Source organism: Povalibacter sp., assembly GCF_036520495.1.
Classification (GTDB): domain Bacteria; phylum Pseudomonadota; class Gammaproteobacteria; order Steroidobacterales; family Steroidobacteraceae; genus Steroidobacter.
Window position 1 is genome coordinate 1 of the sequence record NZ_DATDJO010000016.1, and the last position, 16,553, is coordinate 16,553.

Sequence of the window (16,553 nt, forward strand, 5' to 3'; positions counted from 1 at the left end):
CAATTTGCGTTTGAGATCGCCGTTCGCCACGCCCGTCACGACTTCGGCGATGCCGCGCACCTGGTTGGTCAAATTCGCCGCCATCAGGTTCACGTTGTCGGTGAGATCCTTCCAGGTACCGGCGACGCCTTCCACGCGCGCCTGGCCGCCGAGCTTGCCTTCGGTACCGACTTCGCGCGCCACGCGCGTCACTTCGGAGGCGAAGGAGTTCAGCTGGTCCACCATCACGTTGATGGTGTTCTTGAGTTCGAGGATTTCGCCCTTGACGTCGACGGTGATCTTTTTGGAGAGGTTGCCGCTCGCGACCGCCGTCGTGACTTCGGCGATGTTGCGCACCTGGCCGGTGAGGTTCGCGGCCATCAGGTTCACGTTGTCGGTCAGATCCTTCCAGGTGCCGCCGACGCCCTCCACTTTCGCCTGACCGCCGAGCTTGCCTTCGGTACCGACTTCGCGCGCCACGCGCGTCACTTCGGAGGCGAAGGAGTTGAGCTGGTCCACCATCGTATTGATGGTGTTCTTGAGTTCGAGAATTTCGCCCTTGACGTCGACGGTGATCTTTTTGGAGAGATTGCCGCTCGCGACCGCCGTCGTGACTTCGGCGATGTTGCGCACCTGGCCGGTCAGGTTGGCGGCCATGTGGTTCACGCTGTCGGTCAGATCCTTCCAGGTACCGGCGACGCCGCGGACGTTGGCCTGGCCGCCGAGCTTGCCTTCGGTACCCACCTCGCGCGCCACGCGCGTGACTTCGGAGGCGAAGGAGTTCAGCTGGTCCACCATGGTGTTCACGACGGTACTGATGCGCAGGTACTCGCCGCGCATCGGTCGGCCGTCGATTTCCAGGTTCACCGCCTGGGACAGGTTGCCCTTGGCGACGGCGCCGATGACGCGCGCGACCTCGGATACCGGGAACGCCATGTCGCTGACCAGGCCGTTGATGGAATCGACGCATTGCGCCCAGCTGCCGGTGGCGGCATGCAGCTTGGCGCGCTCCGACAGCTTGCCTTCACGCCCGACCATGGCATTGAGGCGCTCGAATTCGCGCGCCATGGAATCGTTGAGCTCGACTACCTCATTGAAGATATTGGCGATTTCGCCATCTATATCGGAGAGATCGCCGGGTAGCCGGACCGAGAAATCGCCGCGCTTGAGTGCGCGAAGCGCCTTGAGGATGTCGCGACGTTGCAAGGACGTCGCATCACTGGCAGCCACAACCACTGGATCTCTCCGGAGTCAGATTCCGCGTAACCCAAAAGGAACCGTTAATTGTTCTGCGCCCGGACAGACTCCCTGTCCGCAACGTGGCCCCTCTCCCGCGCCTGACGCGCATTGGCTCGGAATGTCCGGGAACCGTCGGCGGTTCCATTACGTTGAGGAATTCGTCGCGCTGGTGAAGGTCCGACGTGCGATATTGGCTGGTATGGACCCGTGGATCCGGGACGTTCCTTACGGTCGCTCGGTATGGCGTAATGGCCGTACGGCCGGCTCAGCAAGGCGTATAGCGGGCGTCGCAACCGACCGCGAACACAACAGGCATCAATAAAGGATTCGCATCACCTATGGGTGAAACTGCCAACAAGACGGCCTTACTGCCGTGCGTCCTCGTCGTGGAGGATGAAATCCTCGTTCGCATGTTCGCCGTCGACGTGCTCGAAGAGGCGGGCTTCGAAGTCATTCAGGCCGGTAGCGGGGCCGAAGCACTGCAGGCGCTCGCCGAGCGCAAGGCCGACCTCAGCGCCGTGATCATCGATCTGGGACTGCCCGACCGGCGCGGCGACGAGATTGCCGCGGAGATCCGCGCGCAGTGCCCGACATTGCCGATCATCATCGCCAGCGGACGTAGCGAGCGGGAACTGGTCGACCAGTTCGCATCAGACAAGGCAGTGGCCATCCTGCCGAAGCCGTATACGGAACCCTTGATGCTGGAAGTCTTCGGCAGACTCGGGGTCCGCTCGGTGCAGTGAGTTACGCCGCGACGGCGTAACTCACTCCTTCCGCCTGCAGCGCGGCGCGCACGGCAGGACGCGCCGCGACACGATCCAGGTAGTCGTGCAGCACCGGCCACGGCGCAAGATCGATGGCGACCGAATCGCTCCAGCGCAGCACCGCGAAGAGATACGCATCGGCGATCGTGTAGCGATCGTCTGCGGCCCACGACCGCGACCAGAGTTCGGCGCTGATCCAGTCGAAGCGGCGCGTCAGTCGCTGCACCGACCATTCCTTCAGGTCTGATGAAGCACGATCCCCTGCCAGCAAGGGGATAAAGGGCTTGTGCAGCTCCGCCGCCACAAAGGCGAGCCATTCCAGCACCCTGTAACGCGCCAACCCGGCATGGGGAATCAATCCCGCAAGCGGATGCAGATCCGCCAGGTACTGCAGGATCACGGGGCCTTCGGTGAGCCGCCGGCCATCGTCCAGTTCCAGGACGGGCACGTAGTTCTTGCCGTGAATCGCCTCGAAATCTTCTCCCGTGCTGGTGCGATGCGTCCGCAGATCGACGCACTCGAGTGTGAATTCCAGCCCGACGTCCCGCAGCACGATGTGCGGCGCGAGCGAACAGGCGCCGGGCGAGTAATACAGTTTCATGGGCGGCTCCCTGTGCATGTGGCAACTGTCGACAGGGCAACAGTAAACATCCGATGCTCAATCCAACAGGTTCGAGACGCTCGCGAGCTGCGCAAATCGTCTGAGAATCGACACTCAGTGCTGGATTGATGAAACCGCCGAAACAGTCAATTTCTGCGCGCCGCGTCTTTCGATGAGGGGTCGCGGGCGTAGGCTAGGTGCTTGTCCAAGTCATCGTCGCCCCTTCTCCACACTTCAGTCAGGGCTCTTCGCATGGACGTACTGTCGAACGTTTTGAATGTCACCAGTCTCGCCACCAGCGTAATCGGATCGCGTGAGTTCCTGGCGCCATGGGCCATCGTCGTCGATGCTCCGCAGGAAACTGCCGTGCACATCATCAGACGCGGCGCCGCGTGGTTGCGCCACGGCGATGCCGAGCCGATCCGCCTGAATGCCGGCGACATCGTGCTGCTCGCCAGCGGCAGCAAGCACGTGTTGTCGTCGGATCGCGATCCGCGCGAGCCCGAACCCGTCACACAAGCCATCGCGCGCGCCCACAACAACGTAGTGCCGTCACTGCGCGGGCGCAATGACGGCAGCGGTGAATCGACGCTGCTGCAGTGTGCCGGCTACAGCTTCTCCAGCGATGGGTTTTCACCCGAGGGTGCGCACCCGCTGCTGTCGCTGCTGCCACCGGTCATCGTCGTACCGGCGGATCGCGTTAACGAAGATCCGGAATTGCAACTGCTGCAACGCCTGCTGGCCCACGAGGCAGCGCGTCGTGAGGCCGGTGTCGAACTGGTGCTGCCGCGATTGATCGACACACTGTTCGTCTATGTGCTGCGCGTGTGGTTGCGCGATCAACCGGAAGGCACGGCGGGGTGGCTCGGCGCGTTGCGGGATCCGCAGATCCGCAAGGCATTGACCCTGATCCACGAATCGCCGCAGGCGCCGTGGACCGTGGAGTCGCTCGCACGTCAGGCCGCGATGTCACGGGCCGCCTTTGCGAAACGCTTCATGGACCTGGTGGGCCAGCCGCCGCTGGCGTATGTCACGCGCTGGCGCATGGATCTCGCAGCGAAGTTGCTGCGTGAGTCACGCGAGCCGGTGGCGCGCATCGCGAGCAAGGTCGGCTATCTGTCGGAGACGGCATTCGCAAAGGCCTTCCGTCGACGTCGCAAGATGCCGCCGGGCGCGTATCGCTTCCAACGCACACGACGTGCACGTGCAGCAGAAATTGGCGTGCCCGAGGTCGCACGCGTGGATCAGCAGGGAGTGTGAACTCGCAGCGGGGCGTGGGACTCGGGCCAGGGAAGAGCGCACCTTCCCTTCTGCCCGAGCCCCGCCTTGACGTTACTGACTTCTGGTGACGATCTCCTCGTCGACAGCGGTTAGAAACCCTTGGACGCAACCGTCCAGTTAGGGAGTTGACCGAGGTCGTTGTCCGGCCCTACGAGGAAGTCGAGTGCTTCCGTATTGCCGTTCAGAGTGCCGTCCAGAAACTCGACGACTGCCTGCACGAGCTGGAGCTGCACCGCGCGAGAGGCCGTGCCGAAGAAACCACCGTGGCCGGCCGTAGCGTGCGACGCGAACACAGCGGGTACCGCCTCTGTGCGCTCGTAGCTTCCGATGGAATTCGGATAGGCGACGTCGCCCGTTCCACCGGCTACGAACATCACGGGGCCGGAAAGATTGTTCAGATACTGACGACACACGGCGAGCGGACCCGATTGACCGCCGGTGCTGTCATCCGGGAAGCAACCACTGTTCAGACTGACGACTGATTTCACGCGCGCATCGTGCTCGCCTGTCCAAAGCGCATCGATGCCTCCGCAAGAGTGACCCATCGTCGCAACCCGGCTGGCGTCGAGATGATTGTGATACTTCGGGCCGCCGCGGCCGGGAGAGGAGGTCGCCCAATTGATCGCGTTCTTCAAGCGATCCTCCGTTGCTTGCGCACCGGGGGCGGAGGACGCATCAGGTTCACCGTAAGCGATGACGACGAATCCGCGGGCCGCGAGCTGCATCAGGAAGTAGAGGTGGCCATCGTTACTCGCGGAGCACGCGCCGTTGCTCCAGGCCACGATCGGGAACTTGTCCTTGGGCCCGTTCAGATCAGCGGGACGATACACCGTGAAACCCGCAAGCCCCGGCGCATCCTCGCGCACCACATCAAGAAACTGATCCATCGCCGCAGGACTGGAATGCGGGTGATGGTGATGGTGCTCGCCCTTGTCCTTGTCCTTATCCTTGTGAGCGTGAGAGACGGAAACGATCATCGCACCCGCGAGGATCATCAATGGAATGTGCGCCTTGCGGGAAAGCAAACCGAATGTACTCATCGTTGTAGCCTCGTAGTTATCGTTGAGCGCTCTGGCAACTCGCCAACGAATGGCAACAACGAGCCCCCACACCGAAGACGCGCTGCAGCCATCCTCGGCGATACCCCCTGGGCTGGAAACTCCGGCCTTCTGGTGATCCCTTCAATATCGCGGACGAGCTGACATGTCGCGACGAAGCGGTGACGCGGCGATGGCAGCTCGCCATTAAAGCAGTTGATTCAAGCAGACGTTAGATACCCGTCCGATGCGTGTCAATAGGGCGTTTCGTCCGTGACAATACCGAAGCAGATCCTCGCAGCATTTGGCCTGTGCCAGGGTCAACTGCCTGTTCGCTTCGCGCGCGGCGCGCGAGAATTTGTTTATGGATCCGCTAACATCCGCACTGATGCAGACCGTTGAGCTGAACATCCTGTGTCCGCGCTGCGGGCAGACGTTGGCACGGAGACGCACGCATGGCAGTGCATATCGTTCGGTTGGGCAGCGCTCGTGGCGCCAACGAAGGGCCCCGATTCGGGACCGTGCGACGCCCGCCGCGTGGCGTACCCAGGAGCGAATACGCATCGCGGGACCTTTACGATGTCTGGCTGCCGAATCTGGCGCCGAGTGAAGAACTGGTGAAACTGGCTCTGAGCGCGGACGAACGCGCCTGGAAAACATTCGTGCGGCGCTATCGCGCCGAAATGAAAACCCCGGATGTCTCGCGCGTTCTGGATGCGCTTGCCGCGCTGTCACATCAGACGGATTTCGCGGTCGGCTGCTACTGCGAGAACGAAGCTCGCTGCCATCGATCCGTACTGCGCGAGCTGTTCAGGGAACGTGGCGCCAGCGTCGCGGACTAATCCAGCGTCGCTGACTGAGCAGTGGCGACTCGTCAATGATTGCGGCTCCATTCGTCCGGCGGATTCTGCCGACGGGTTTCGGCCGGATTCTTCGCTTCGCCTTTGCGATAACCGCGTTCGAACCAGCGGCGTTTGAACGCCACGTATGTCAGAACCAGTGCCAGGCCGATGAGGATCAACACTCCCCAGAAATGACCGAGAAATTCAGTGATCGGACCCATGGTGCTCTCCCGCGTGCGGTGGACACGTCAGCAGAACAACGAGCCGGCGGATGAATAAGTTCAAATGCGCTGCGAACGGCACGATGTCAGCATTTCCATCACCGCATGCCGCGGCCCGCTCGGCGCAGCCGGGTGATCGAGTTTGTTATTTTCGGCGCGCGCGCATCCAGATCACGGCCACGACGATGGCGATCAGGCTGAGGATGATCAGTAGTCTCATGAGTCGGTCGTGCCCGGTGTTGTGCTGTTGAAACGCTGCGTAAGCGCAGCGAGGTCTTCCGGCGTGTCGAGATCCACGGCCGCGTTTGGCATGGGCACTCGCACGACGCGAAAGCTGTTGCGCTCCAGGATCTGTCGCGCGCCCTGATCGCCCCGCAACTCTGCCAGTTCGCCGAAGCACATGCGCGGGAAAATCGCCGGCACGGCCACACGCTGGTCGTAGGTCGCAGCCGCGATCACGCCATCGGCCTCCTTCCAGGAGGCCGCCAACCGCTTGAGATCGTCGGCGCTTACGGCCACCTGGTCCCCCAGCAGGATCAGCACCGCGTCGGTCGCCGCGGATAGCGAGCCGACACCGAGGCGGATCGACGAGGCCATGCCCTCCTCCCAGCGACGATTCACGATGACGGACGCCGGCGAATGCGCGAGCAGGCGCGTCACCTCGCTGGCATGAGCGCCCACGACCACCGTCACGCTATGACCCGCCAGCGCCGTCGCGGCCGCTACGACGCCATGCAGCACGGGGTGACCGCCGAGCTTGACCAGTTGCTTGGGTTGGCCAAGGCGACTCGACGCGCCGGCCGCGAGAATCAATACATGCAGGCTTGCCGTCATGCAGTAATCCGGAAGGAATAAAGGGCCGCGAAAGACCGTGACCGCAAGGCGACCAACGGAAGTCCCAGTGGGGGAATCCCACGGGGCAAAGGACTGGGCATATATGCGACCGGAAGATCCGGGAAATCTCTGAAGTTACGGAGTAAAGCAGATCGGATGTGAATCGATCACCTTCTTTTATGCGGTCTTTTGCGGCGCTCCTCTCTTATCCTATGGGCCGTCCTTTTAGAGCGTAATCCCATGGCCATCCGTCCCGTCCTGAAAATGGGTGATCCCATCCTGCTGCAGGTCGCAAGCCCCGTGGTCGAATTCGACACGCCCGAGCTGCGTTCACTGCTGATAGACATGCACGACACCATGGAATCGTTGCAGGGCGCGGGACTCGCGGCGCCGCAAATCGGTGTGTCGCTGCAGGTCGTCGTCTTCGGTGTCGGCAGGAATCCCCGCTACCCACAGGCCGAGGAAGTGCCCTACACCATCCTGATCAATCCGCAGCTCGATCCGGTGGACGACATCATGGAAGACGGCTGGGAGGGATGCCTGTCCGTCCCCGGCATGCGCGGCCTGGTGCCACGACACAAACGCCTGCGCTACCGCGGATTCGATCCGATGGGCGCACCCATCGATCGCACTGTCAGCGATTTTCATGCGCGGGTCGTGCAGCACGAGGTCGATCACCTGCTCGGCGTGCTCTACCCCATGCGCATCCGCGACCTGCGCAATTTCGGATTCAACGAAACCCTGTTCCCGGGTCAGCAGCTCGTGGACGATTGAAGAGGTCGAAGAAGAATCTCCACGGGGGACATGACCAAAAGGAAATCCCGCGGGACGGGGCACCACGGGGTAGGAAGACATCTGCCGGGTGAGTCCCTTTGGTTAGCTGGAATGGAGCGTTCGACGGGTGTAGCTGTCGCTCTTCCTGAGTTCTTCATCTGACCCTGTGTTACCCCGTGGAACTTCTCCTTCTCGACTCCGCTCGTCCCGGGCTGGACGCGCCACCCGCTGCTTCCTAGACTCTCGTCCCCTCCTTGCTTCTGCTCACGGAGAATCGTTATGGCCGCCCTCCCGCAATCGCAACAGCCGATGTTGCGCGACATGTCCCTCTTCCGACAGCAAGCGTTCGTGGGTGGCCATTGGGAAGACGCGCCGGATGGCAAGGTCAAGCAGGTCTTCAACCCGGCGAACGGCGCACTGATCGGCACGATCCCGAATCTCGGGGCGGAGGCGGCGAAGCGCGCCATCGATGCTGCCAACAAGGCGCTTCCCGACTGGCGTTCGCGGACCGCAAAGGAGCGCGCACAGATTCTGCGCAAGTGGTTCGATCTGATGATGGCGAACCAGGAAGACCTCGCCATTCTGATGACGGTCGAGCAGGGCAAGCCGCTGGTCGAGAGCCGCGGCGAAATCGCGTATGCCGCATCGTTCATCGAGTGGTTTGCCGAGGAGGGCAAGCGCGCCTATGGCGATGTCATTCCGGCGCACGGCCGCGACAAGCGCATCGTGGTGCTGAAGCAGCCGATCGGCGTGACAGCCGCCATCACGCCCTGGAACTTCCCGGCGGCCATGATCACCCGCAAAGCCGGTCCGGCCCTCGCCGCAGGCTGCACGATGGTGATCAAGCCGGCGGAACTCACACCGTATTCGGCGCTGGCCATGTGCGTGCTCGCGGAACGCGCCGGCATTCCTGCTGGCGTCATCTCGGTCGTGACCGGCGACTCGCGTCCGATCGGTGCGGAGTTCACCAGCAATCCCATCGTGCGCAAGCTGAGCTTCACCGGGTCGACGGCCGTCGGCAAGGTGCTCATGTCGCAGTGCGCGACCAACATTACCAAGGTCTCGCTGGAACTCGGCGGCAACGCGCCGTTCATCGTGTTCAACGACGCTGACCTCGATGCCGCCGTCGCCGGTGCGCTCGCCTCCAAGTACCGCAATGCCGGCCAGACCTGCGTCTGTGCGAACCGTCTGTTCGTGCAAAGCGGCGTCTACGATCGCTTTGCCGAGAAGCTCGCCGAGGCCGTGAAAGCCATGAAGGTCGGTGATGGTCTCGACAAGGAGACGAAGATCGGGCCGATGATCGACGACAAGGCCGTGCAGAAAGTGGAAGAGCACGTGGCCGACGCCGTCAGCAAGGGCGCGAAAGTTGTCTACGGCGGCAAGCGCGGCGATGCGGCCGGCAGTTTCTACATACCCACGGTGATGACTGGCGTCACCGCCGACATGCTGGTGATGCGCGAAGAGACCTTCGGCCCGCTGGCGCCGCTCATGAAGTTCGAGACCGACGAAGAAGTGATCCGGCTGGCCAACGCCACCGAGTTCGGCCTGGCGAGCTACTTCTACAGCCGCGACATCGGCCGCATCTGGCGAGTCGCCGAGGCGCTCGAGTGCGGCATCGTCGGCATCAACGAAGGCATCATTTCAACCGAAGTCGCGCCCTTCGGCGGCGTCAAGGAGAGCGGCATCGGCCGCGAAGGCTCCAGGTACGGCCTCGAGGAGTACATGGAGATCAAGTACCTCTGCTTCGGCGGGATCTGATCTCATCATCACAACCCAGCAGGCGTCGATGGATTCCATAGATTGTGTAGTGATCGGCGCCGGGGTCATCGGTCTCGCCGTGGCGCGCGCGCTCGCGCTCGACGGCCGTGAGGTCGTCATTCTCGAAGCCGCCGATGCCTTCGGCACGGGCGTCAGTGCCCGCAGCAGCGAAGTCATTCACGCCGGCATCTACTACCCGCGCGGTTCGCTCAAGGCGACGCTGTGCGTGGCGGGACGTGAACTGCTGTATCCGTTCTGCGCACGCGCGGGCGTCGAGCATCGCTGCTGCGGCAAGCTCATCGTCGCGACGTCCGATGAACAGGTCGAAGATCTGCGACTCATCGATGCCGCGGCGCGCGGCAACGGCGTCACGCTGGAATGGATGAGCGCAGCGACGGTTCGGGACCTGGAGCCCGAGCTGAACTGTCGCGCCGCCCTGTTCTCGCCGCTGACCGGCATCATCGATACCCATGGCTACATGCAGGCGCTGCTCGGCGAAGCCGAGCAGGCGGGTGCCATTCTTGCGGTACGTAACAGCGTCATGCGCATGTGGCTGGAAACATCGAGCGTCCTGCTCGCGGTCAATCAGAATGAGCGCCCGGATCTGCGTGCGAATCTCGTGATCAATTGCGCGGGCCTGCACGCCACCCAGGTCGCTGCCGGCATCGAAGGCTTTCCAGCGGAACACATTCCACGCGCGCATTACGCACGCGGTCACTATTTTTCGACGACGAGTCGCTCACCGTTCCGGCACCTGATCTATCCGGTACCCGAACCTGGCGGATTGGGCGTGCACCTCACGCTGGATCTCGCCGGCCAGGCCCGCTTCGGTCCGGACGTCGAGTGGGTGGAGCAGCTCGATTATTCCGTGAGCCTCGACCGCGCCGACCGCTTCTACGGTGCAATCCGTCGCTTCTGGCCCGCACTCAGCGATGGCAGCCTGGTCCCCGCGTATGCGGGCATCCGCCCCAAGATCAGCGGACCGGGCGAACCCGCCGCGGATTTCCGCATCGATGGACCCGCTCGTCACGGCATCGCCCAGGTCATCAACCTGTTCGGCATCGAATCGCCGGGCATTACCTCCTCACTGGCCATCGCCGATCATGTCGCTGCGCTCGCCCGTCACGATAAGCTCAGTCCATGAAAGCCAAGGTCAAGTGGGTCCAGGACGTAACGTTCCTGGGTGAATCGGGATCCGGTCATAGCGTCGTGATGGACGGCGCTCCTGAAGCCGGTGGGCGCAACCTCGGTTTTCGACCGATGGAAATGCTGCTGATGGGACTGGCCGGCTGCTCGGCATTCGACGTCGTGCTGATCCTGAAGCGCGGCCGCGAGGACATCACCGATTGCGTCGTCGACGTGGATGGCGATCGCGCCGAGACCGATCCGAAGGTGTTCACCCACGTGCGCATGCATTACATCGTCACGGGACGCAACCTCGATCCGAAGAAGGTCGAACGCGCAGTGAAACTGTCGGAAGAAAAATACTGCTCGGCGTCGGCGATGTTCGGCAAGACGGCGACGTTGAATCACACGATCGAGATTCGAGAAGCGTAAGAGAGAAAGAATCTCCACGGGGAACACGGGGTCAAAGAGCAACGGCACTCCCGGATCGACTTTGTTCCTACCCTGTGCCACCCCGTGCCCCCCGTGGAGACCTCTTCTCCTTGCCCGGTGAGTTTTCGCACAAGAGGGTAGCTACGATGAAACGCACAGCAACGGCCGTCTGGAACGGCGGACTGAAAGACGGCAAGGGTACGATCTCGACGGAGAGCGGCGTGCTCGAGAACACGCAGTATTCGTTCAGCACGCGCTTCGAGGAGGGTAAGGGTACGAATCCCGAGGAACTCATCGCGGCCGCGCATGCCGGGTGTTTCTCGATGGCGCTGTCGGCCCAACTCGGCAACGAAGGCAAGACAGCGGAATCCATCGAAACCGAAGCGGCCGTGACGCTGCTCAAGACCGATGCCGGCTTCACGATCACTGCCGTGCATCTCAAGGTGCGCGCAAAAATCCCCGGCATGACGCCGCCCGAATTTCAGCAAGTCGCGGAAGCGGCCAAGACCGGCTGCCCCGTATCGCGTCTGCTCAAGGCAGAAATCACGATGGAGACACGGCTCGCGGGATGGACCTGAAGAGTAGTTGAGAGTTGATAGTGGAAAGTGGATAGCGAAGAGCCGCATCTCTTCGCTGTCAACTTTCACCATGCCGCGCTTGCTCTTCGCTAACCACTATCAACTATCCACTTTCAACTCTATCCCGGCCTCCTCGCTATCCACTATCGACTTTCAACTTTCACCTGTATCGCCGTCTTTTTCGCCCACAGATAACACGCCGCAGCGAGCACGACTCCGGCGGTCATCAGGATCGCGAGCGTTGCGAGCGTACCGTCATTGAAGATGGCGACGGCGATGCCGGCGCACGTGGCGATCAGCGACTGCAGCGAGCCCATCAGCGCGGCTGCGGCTCCCGCGTTTTTCCCGTGGGGCGCAAGACCGAGCGCCGTGACGTTCGGTGTCACTCGCGCCGTGCACAGGAAGAAAGCGAATTGCAGTGCGATGACCAGCCACAGCGACATGTGGATCAATGCGGCGGTGCCGGCCAGCAGCAGTCCGACGACGGGTGGCCACCAGATCGTGCGGGCCAGCGATTCAGCCGGCCCGAACTTGCGCAACGCGCGCACATTCAGACGACTCGCCAGCAGGAACGCGATGCCATTGAACCCGAGCAGCCAGCCGTACTGCTGCGGCGTCAGTGCGTACAGCTCCTGCATCACAGTCGCGGAGCCTGTGACGTAGCAGAACAGCGCACCTACCGCGAACCCGCCCACCAGCGAATATCCGACGAGCGTGGGATCCAGAATGAGGCGTGCATACGTGCGCGCAATGCGTGGCGTACTGAACGGCACGATGTTCAGGGCGCTGCGTGATTCCTGCAGCAGGCTGTGCATCATGACCAGCAGAGCGGCGCCGAGGGCCGCCTGGAAATAGAAGGTGCCGCGCCAGCCGACCAGGGTAATGACCCATCCTCCCAGCGTCGGCGCCACGATGGGCCCCAGCGAAACGATCGACATCAGGATCGCGAATGCGCGGGCCGCCTCGTGCGGCTGACACCGATCGCGAATGATCGCGCGTCCGATGACCAGGCCGCCGCACGCACCCAGCGCCTGCACGACACGCATCACCGTAAGCATGGTCATGTTGGTCGCCAGCGCACAGCCGATGGCGCCGATCACATAGAGCACGAAGCCGACGTAAAGCGGCGGTTTGCGCCCGAACCGATCGCTGATCGGCCCATACACCAGCTGACCGAGCGTGATGCCGATCAGATAGGCCGCCATCGTGCGCTCGACGCCTTGTTCCGCGAATTCCCGCTCGATCATCGGGAAGCCCGGCAGGTACATGTCGATCGAGAACGGCCCGACGCCACTCATGGCGCCGACCAGCAGGAGCCAACCTGGAATACGATGCGGCCGCGAATCGAGTGTCATGGATCGGAAGACAGGAAACGATACGCACAGAGTACACGACCAACGGAAGTCCCCAGGGGGACGACCAACGGAAGTGCCCAGGGACGGCCAGCGGAAGTCCAGGAGGCAACCCCTCGGCGTTCGTCGGATCACAGATCACCTGCCACGACGCCGCGCCTGCGCTACCGATGTTTCAGCGCAGAGCCGTCCCTGAATCCGGGTGACTCCCGACCCCAACCCCAGGCTCGGGACGATTTGCATCCAGGGCCCCGTGATCGAAGACCGTTCAAAGCGCCCGGCGATCGGTGCATGATTCAGCCATTGATCCGCATTACAGCCCGACTCACAACGAGGACGAGTCATGACCACCGGTTCCTGCCTTTGCGGCACCGTCCGCTACGAAATCAACGGTCCATATCAGTGGATGGCTCACTGTCACTGCTCGATGTGCCGCAAACATCACGGCTCGCTGTTCGGCACCACCGTGGGCGTGACAGGCGAAAACTTTCGCTGGCTCGCGGGAGAGGACGCCATCGTCCACTACCGTTCCTCCGCGGCGTATGAGCGTCCGTTCTGTTCGCAATGCGGCTCGCCGGTGCCTCACGCGGCAGGGCCGGTCGTCATTTGCCCCGCGGGTGGACTCGAGGACGATCTGGATGCGAAACCGCTGGCACACATCTTCGTCAGTTCGAAATCGCCGCTGCACGAGATCAACGACGATCTGCAGCGCTTCGATGAATATCCACCGGGCTACGGAACCGCCATGCCGACTCCGCAGAATCCCGCGGTGACCGCCGGCGGAACAGCGCTCCATGGCGGCTGTCTGTGCGGCGCAGTTGCATTCGAGATCGACGAGCAGCCGCGCAATCTCGTGAACTGCCATTGTTCACGCTGTCGCAAAAGCCGCGGCGCGGCTCACGGTACGAACTTCTTCACCCGGCTGGAAAAACTGCGCTGGACTCGCGGCGAGGACAGCATTCGAACCTACAAGGTGCCCGGCGCGGAACTGTTCGCTGTCAGTTTCTGCGCCGATTGCGGCAGCAGCCTGCCCGCGCCGTTCACACCGATCAAACGCTTCATCGTGCCGGCCGGCGCAGTCGATACGCCATTGCCCATCAAGGTGGGCATCAACATCTGGGTGGGATCGAAAGCGCCCTGGTTCGACCTGGCCGACGGGCTGCCGCGGTTCGAGGCCATGCCGCCCATGGATCGCGTGCGTGAAGTGATGTTCTAAAAGAGGCAGCGGTGGAGTCGCAGAGGACTCCACCGCGCCGTTCGCATCAGAAGCGATAGGCCGCCAGCAACGTTACGGATTCGACGTCGGTCTCGCCGGTGTCATCTTCGTTACCGACATCCTTGTACAGCAGATAGTCGAGGCCCAGCGTCCAGTTGGCGCCGATGAACCAGGACACGCCGGCGCCATAGAAGACGTCCGTGTCACTGCTGGAAATACCGTCGGAACCATTGCCAACGTCACCCGCGACACTCACTTCAATCTCGGTCTCGGAGAAGAAGATCCCAAGCTTGCCGTGCAGATCGAACGATTCCCCGAGTGGGATGCCGCCGATGACTGCCGTGGTGAAACCCGTTGAAGAGAAGTCGATTCCCAGATCAGCCTGTAGCGACGTGACCGGGCCTGGAGGATTCACGAGTCCCCCGGCGCGATATTCAAACGTGCCGAGATCCAGGTAACTGGCTTCGAGGGCGAGATATGGATTCAACCGATAGCCTGCAGTTACGGACCAGGTCGTGACCCCGTCGTCGAGTGACGAACTGCCGGTACCGGCAATCAGCGGCACACCCGCGAATAAAAAAACGTCCTCCGCCAGAAAATCCAGTTCCTCCTGATCGAGGTCCGCCGTGGCCTGCCCACCCTGGACGCCTACATAAAAGCCCGCTTCCGCTGCGTTCGCCGACGAGAGCGCCATTGCCATTGCCAGTCCCACGGCCGAGACCAGATTCCTGTTGGTAATCATTACCCACTCCCATTATTGGTTCGTTCCTTCGCCGCCAACACCGCGTCAGCGGTCGTGGCCATTGTAGGAGTGGCTCCAGGCAACTAGCGCTTTTTGTGCCTGGTCGTGACGGGCTCTCACTGCTCGTCCAACACGCAGAATCCTCAGGCCTGCAGCGATAGATCCCAGAACGCCGCTTCGATCTTGTGCCCGTCAGGATCGCGAACGAAGCAGCCGTAGTACGGCGCGCCATATTCTTCGCGCGGCCCGGGTGCGCCATCCGCTACCACGCCGGCGGATACCGCTGCCTCGTAGAAGGCATTCACCTCCTGCTTGCTGGCAGCGACGAAGCCGAAATGCGTGCCATTGCCGATCGACGCAGGCTTGCCATCGAACGGTGCTCCGATCCAGAACTCCGGATACTGCTTGCCATAAGCAATCGCGCCTGGATGCTGCATGATCCGCTTGCATCCGAGGGTCGCCAGCACGCGATCGTAGAAGGCACTGGCACGCTCGAAATCGTTGGTACCGATCGATACGTGCGACAGGATGCTGGGATTCTCGTCGCTCATGGCGGGCTCCTTGTTGGTTACGTGTTGTCAGCGCACGTTAGCAGCTGAACACGACAACCCATGGCAACTTTGTTTGCCCGGGTTGTATGTGCAGATCGCAGCGGTAAGGAAAGCGAAGTCGCCGCCGTCATCGGCAATGCCGCCACGGCCGTGCATGTCGACCTCGGCGTGAGCGGGCAGGCTCAGCACATGATCGCCAGCGCCGAGAAAAGCGGACGGTCCGATGATGCCGCTGCACGAGCAGACCGAGGAGAACTTCGATACCGTACACGGATGCTGCCAATCCTGTACTCGTTCCGCCGCTGTCCCTACGCAATGCGGGCACGCCTGGCGCTCGATGCGAGCGCACAGGCGTGCGAACTTCGTGAGGTGGTACTGAAGCACAAGCCCGACGCCATGCTGCAGGCATCGCCGAAAGGCACCGTGCCGGTGCTGATCGTCAGCGACGGTACGGTCATCGACGAGAGCCTCGACATCATGACGTGGGCGCTGGATCGCAACGATCCCGAGCAGTGGCTGACGCCCGAGATGGAATCACACACGCAGATGCTGTCGCTGGTCCGGCAATTCGACACACATTTCAAATTCCATCTCGATCGCTACAAATATCCCACCCGTTACGCGGACGCCGATGCCGATGCCAGTCGTGACGAGGCCAGTGCGGACTTGCAGTCGCTGGAAGTCAGACTGACCGGCACCCGCTGGCTGTACGGCGAACGCACCGCCCTTGCCGATATGGCCATCGCGCCGTTCGTGCGTCAGTTCGCGAGCGTGGATGCAAGCTGGTTCGCAAGCCAGCCGTGGCCACAGGTGCGACGCTGGCTCGCAACGATCGTCGCCTCTGCACGATTCCAGCGCGTCATGCGACCAGTCGATGCGTGGATTGCAGGCGCACCGGGCATCGCTTTTCCATTCGATCACTGACCCATCTCACGGATGAATCTGCGGAGGTTTGCCGGTAACGTCCGCGGCGCCCGAATCCGTTCGTCGCCGACCGGCTGTTTGCCACGTGACCTGCCCGGGATATCGCGCGGCTCCTGCAGAACAGGGCAGAACGAGGCTCGATGGTTGACGAATTCCGCAAGCTGCTCGGCTCGTTCTCGCATGGAGCACTTCGATATGTATTGAGGCATCAAAGCGCTGACGCAGACGAGCGGGCGAACGGAACGCCTCCCGGAAGGGCAGTGGCATTCCCCCACCGATCCGTCCGGGATACTCTCCGCAGCA

General features: G+C 62.4%; 18 protein-coding genes. 10 read left to right on the forward strand and 8 right to left on the reverse strand.

Annotated features, from left to right (window positions below):
* Positions 1 to 1,215, reverse strand: a 1,215-nt coding sequence (locus VIZ63_RS04795) for a HAMP domain-containing protein (RefSeq protein ID WP_331608382.1), incomplete at its 3' end; no start/stop codon positions are given.
* A 341-nt stretch (positions 1,216 to 1,556) separates the two neighbouring features.
* Between VIZ63_RS04795 and VIZ63_RS04800 the strand changes: the two genes are divergently transcribed.
* Positions 1,557 to 1,961: a response regulator gene (locus tag VIZ63_RS04800; protein ID WP_331608383.1), complete on the forward strand. Its 405-nt coding sequence runs from the start codon at positions 1,557 to 1,559 to the stop codon at positions 1,959 to 1,961.
* Position 1,962: 1 nt separating this feature from the next.
* On the opposite strand, the gene gstA is transcribed toward VIZ63_RS04800, so the two are convergent.
* Positions 1,963 to 2,583: a glutathione transferase GstA gene (gene gstA / locus VIZ63_RS04805; protein ID WP_331608384.1), complete on the reverse strand. Its 621-nt coding sequence runs from the start codon at positions 2,581 to 2,583 to the stop codon at positions 1,963 to 1,965.
* Positions 2,584 to 2,835: 252 nt separating this feature from the next.
* Between gstA and VIZ63_RS04810 the strand changes: the two genes are divergently transcribed.
* Positions 2,836 to 3,843 carry an AraC family transcriptional regulator gene (locus VIZ63_RS04810; RefSeq protein ID WP_331608385.1) on the forward strand — a complete coding sequence of 336 codons (1,008 nt, stop codon included), beginning with the start codon at positions 2,836 to 2,838 and terminating at the stop codon, positions 3,841 to 3,843.
* A 110-nt stretch (positions 3,844 to 3,953) separates the two neighbouring features.
* On the opposite strand, the gene VIZ63_RS04815 is transcribed toward VIZ63_RS04810, so the two are convergent.
* The gene (locus tag VIZ63_RS04815) at positions 3,954 to 4,904 is read right to left on the reverse strand and encodes a hypothetical protein (protein ID WP_331608386.1); all 951 of its coding nucleotides are present in this window, start codon (positions 4,902 to 4,904) and stop codon (positions 3,954 to 3,956) included.
* A 452-nt stretch (positions 4,905 to 5,356) separates the two neighbouring features.
* On the opposite strand from VIZ63_RS04815, the gene VIZ63_RS04820 reads away from it, so the two are divergent.
* Positions 5,357 to 5,743: a DUF488 domain-containing protein gene (locus VIZ63_RS04820; RefSeq protein WP_331608387.1), complete on the forward strand. Its 387-nt coding sequence runs from the start codon at positions 5,357 to 5,359 to the stop codon at positions 5,741 to 5,743.
* Between the two features lie 32 nt (positions 5,744 to 5,775).
* Here VIZ63_RS04820 and VIZ63_RS04825 read toward each other — a convergent pair whose 3' ends face one another.
* Entirely contained in the window at positions 5,776 to 5,964 is a 189-nt protein-coding gene (locus VIZ63_RS04825; RefSeq protein ID WP_331608388.1) for a hypothetical protein, read from the reverse strand.
* A 216-nt stretch (positions 5,965 to 6,180) separates the two neighbouring features.
* Positions 6,181 to 6,798: a nucleotidyltransferase family protein gene (locus tag VIZ63_RS04830; protein WP_331608389.1), complete on the reverse strand. Its 618-nt coding sequence runs from the start codon at positions 6,796 to 6,798 to the stop codon at positions 6,181 to 6,183.
* A 240-nt stretch (positions 6,799 to 7,038) separates the two neighbouring features.
* Between VIZ63_RS04830 and def the strand changes: the two genes are divergently transcribed.
* The 5 genes from def to VIZ63_RS04855 all read left to right on the forward strand — a co-directional run bounded on the left by def (position 7,039) and on the right by VIZ63_RS04855 (position 11,465).
* Entirely contained in the window at positions 7,039 to 7,572 is a 534-nt protein-coding gene (gene def, locus VIZ63_RS04835) for a peptide deformylase (RefSeq protein WP_331608390.1), read from the forward strand.
* A 279-nt stretch (positions 7,573 to 7,851) separates the two neighbouring features.
* Positions 7,852 to 9,330: an NADP-dependent succinate-semialdehyde dehydrogenase gene (gene gabD / locus VIZ63_RS04840; protein WP_331608392.1), complete on the forward strand. Its 1,479-nt coding sequence runs from the start codon at positions 7,852 to 7,854 to the stop codon at positions 9,328 to 9,330.
* Between the two features lie 28 nt (positions 9,331 to 9,358).
* Positions 9,359 to 10,474 carry an NAD(P)/FAD-dependent oxidoreductase gene (locus VIZ63_RS04845; RefSeq protein ID WP_331608393.1) on the forward strand — a complete coding sequence of 372 codons (1,116 nt, stop codon included), beginning with the start codon at positions 9,359 to 9,361 and terminating at the stop codon, positions 10,472 to 10,474.
* On the forward strand, positions 10,471 to 10,887 hold the full coding sequence (locus VIZ63_RS04850) for an OsmC family protein (RefSeq protein WP_331608394.1): 417 nt from the start codon (positions 10,471 to 10,473) through the stop codon (positions 10,885 to 10,887). The genes VIZ63_RS04845 and VIZ63_RS04850 overlap by 4 nt, the downstream gene beginning before the upstream one ends.
* 146 nt (positions 10,888 to 11,033) lie before the next feature.
* On the forward strand, positions 11,034 to 11,465 hold the full coding sequence (locus VIZ63_RS04855; protein WP_331608395.1) for an OsmC family protein: 432 nt from the start codon (positions 11,034 to 11,036) through the stop codon (positions 11,463 to 11,465).
* 143 nt (positions 11,466 to 11,608) lie between these two features.
* Here VIZ63_RS04855 and VIZ63_RS04860 read toward each other — a convergent pair whose 3' ends face one another.
* Positions 11,609 to 12,820 (reverse strand): multidrug effflux MFS transporter, encoded by a 1,212-nt coding sequence (locus tag VIZ63_RS04860; protein ID WP_331608396.1) that lies wholly within the window; start codon positions 12,818 to 12,820, stop codon positions 11,609 to 11,611.
* Between the two features lie 340 nt (positions 12,821 to 13,160).
* Between VIZ63_RS04860 and VIZ63_RS04865 the strand changes: the two genes are divergently transcribed.
* Positions 13,161 to 14,033 (forward strand): GFA family protein, encoded by an 873-nt coding sequence (locus VIZ63_RS04865; RefSeq protein ID WP_331608398.1) that lies wholly within the window; start codon positions 13,161 to 13,163, stop codon positions 14,031 to 14,033.
* A 46-nt stretch (positions 14,034 to 14,079) separates the two neighbouring features.
* Here VIZ63_RS04865 and VIZ63_RS04870 read toward each other — a convergent pair whose 3' ends face one another.
* Positions 14,080 to 14,775 (reverse strand): outer membrane beta-barrel protein, encoded by a 696-nt coding sequence (locus VIZ63_RS04870; protein WP_331608399.1) that lies wholly within the window; start codon positions 14,773 to 14,775, stop codon positions 14,080 to 14,082.
* A gap of 143 nt (positions 14,776 to 14,918) precedes the next feature.
* The gene (locus tag VIZ63_RS04875) at positions 14,919 to 15,326 is read right to left on the reverse strand and encodes a VOC family protein (protein ID WP_331608400.1); all 408 of its coding nucleotides are present in this window, start codon (positions 15,324 to 15,326) and stop codon (positions 14,919 to 14,921) included.
* Positions 15,327 to 15,386: 60 nt separating this feature from the next.
* On the opposite strand from VIZ63_RS04875, the gene VIZ63_RS04880 reads away from it, so the two are divergent.
* Positions 15,387 to 16,250 carry a glutathione S-transferase gene (locus tag VIZ63_RS04880; protein WP_331608401.1) on the forward strand — a complete coding sequence of 288 codons (864 nt, stop codon included), beginning with the start codon at positions 15,387 to 15,389 and terminating at the stop codon, positions 16,248 to 16,250.
* Positions 16,251 to 16,553: the final 303 nt, after the last annotated feature.

Bases quoted from the DNA above. Each gene is read 5' to 3' on its own strand.
- VIZ63_RS04820 (WP_331608387.1), top strand. From the start codon at position 5,357: ATGGCAGTGCATATCGTTCGGTTGGGCAGCGCTCGTGGCGCCAACGAA.
- VIZ63_RS04855 (WP_331608395.1), top strand. From the start codon at position 11,034: ATGAAACGCACAGCAACGGCCGTCTGGAACGGCGGACTGAAAGACGGC.
- VIZ63_RS04800 (WP_331608383.1), top strand. From the start codon at position 1,557: ATGGGTGAAACTGCCAACAAGACGGCCTTACTGCCGTGCGTCCTCGTC.
- VIZ63_RS04875 (WP_331608400.1), bottom strand. From the start codon at position 15,326: ATGAGCGACGAGAATCCCAGCATCCTGTCGCACGTATCGATCGGTACC.
- VIZ63_RS04865 (WP_331608398.1), top strand. From the start codon at position 13,161: ATGACCACCGGTTCCTGCCTTTGCGGCACCGTCCGCTACGAAATCAAC.
- VIZ63_RS04815 (WP_331608386.1), bottom strand. From the start codon at position 4,904: ATGAGTACATTCGGTTTGCTTTCCCGCAAGGCGCACATTCCATTGATG.
- gstA (WP_331608384.1), bottom strand. From the start codon at position 2,583: ATGAAACTGTATTACTCGCCCGGCGCCTGTTCGCTCGCGCCGCACATC.
- VIZ63_RS04825 (WP_331608388.1), bottom strand. From the start codon at position 5,964: ATGGGTCCGATCACTGAATTTCTCGGTCATTTCTGGGGAGTGTTGATC.
- VIZ63_RS04830 (WP_331608389.1), bottom strand. From the start codon at position 6,798: ATGACGGCAAGCCTGCATGTATTGATTCTCGCGGCCGGCGCGTCGAGT.
- VIZ63_RS04845 (WP_331608393.1), top strand. From the start codon at position 9,359: ATGGATTCCATAGATTGTGTAGTGATCGGCGCCGGGGTCATCGGTCTC.
- VIZ63_RS04880 (WP_331608401.1), top strand. From the start codon at position 15,387: ATGGCAACTTTGTTTGCCCGGGTTGTATGTGCAGATCGCAGCGGTAAG.
- def (WP_331608390.1), top strand. From the start codon at position 7,039: ATGGCCATCCGTCCCGTCCTGAAAATGGGTGATCCCATCCTGCTGCAG.
- VIZ63_RS04870 (WP_331608399.1), bottom strand. From the start codon at position 14,775: ATGATTACCAACAGGAATCTGGTCTCGGCCGTGGGACTGGCAATGGCA.
- VIZ63_RS04860 (WP_331608396.1), bottom strand. From the start codon at position 12,820: ATGACACTCGATTCGCGGCCGCATCGTATTCCAGGTTGGCTCCTGCTG.
- VIZ63_RS04810 (WP_331608385.1), top strand. From the start codon at position 2,836: ATGGACGTACTGTCGAACGTTTTGAATGTCACCAGTCTCGCCACCAGC.
- gabD (WP_331608392.1), top strand. From the start codon at position 7,852: ATGGCCGCCCTCCCGCAATCGCAACAGCCGATGTTGCGCGACATGTCC.
- VIZ63_RS04850 (WP_331608394.1), top strand. From the start codon at position 10,471: ATGAAAGCCAAGGTCAAGTGGGTCCAGGACGTAACGTTCCTGGGTGAA.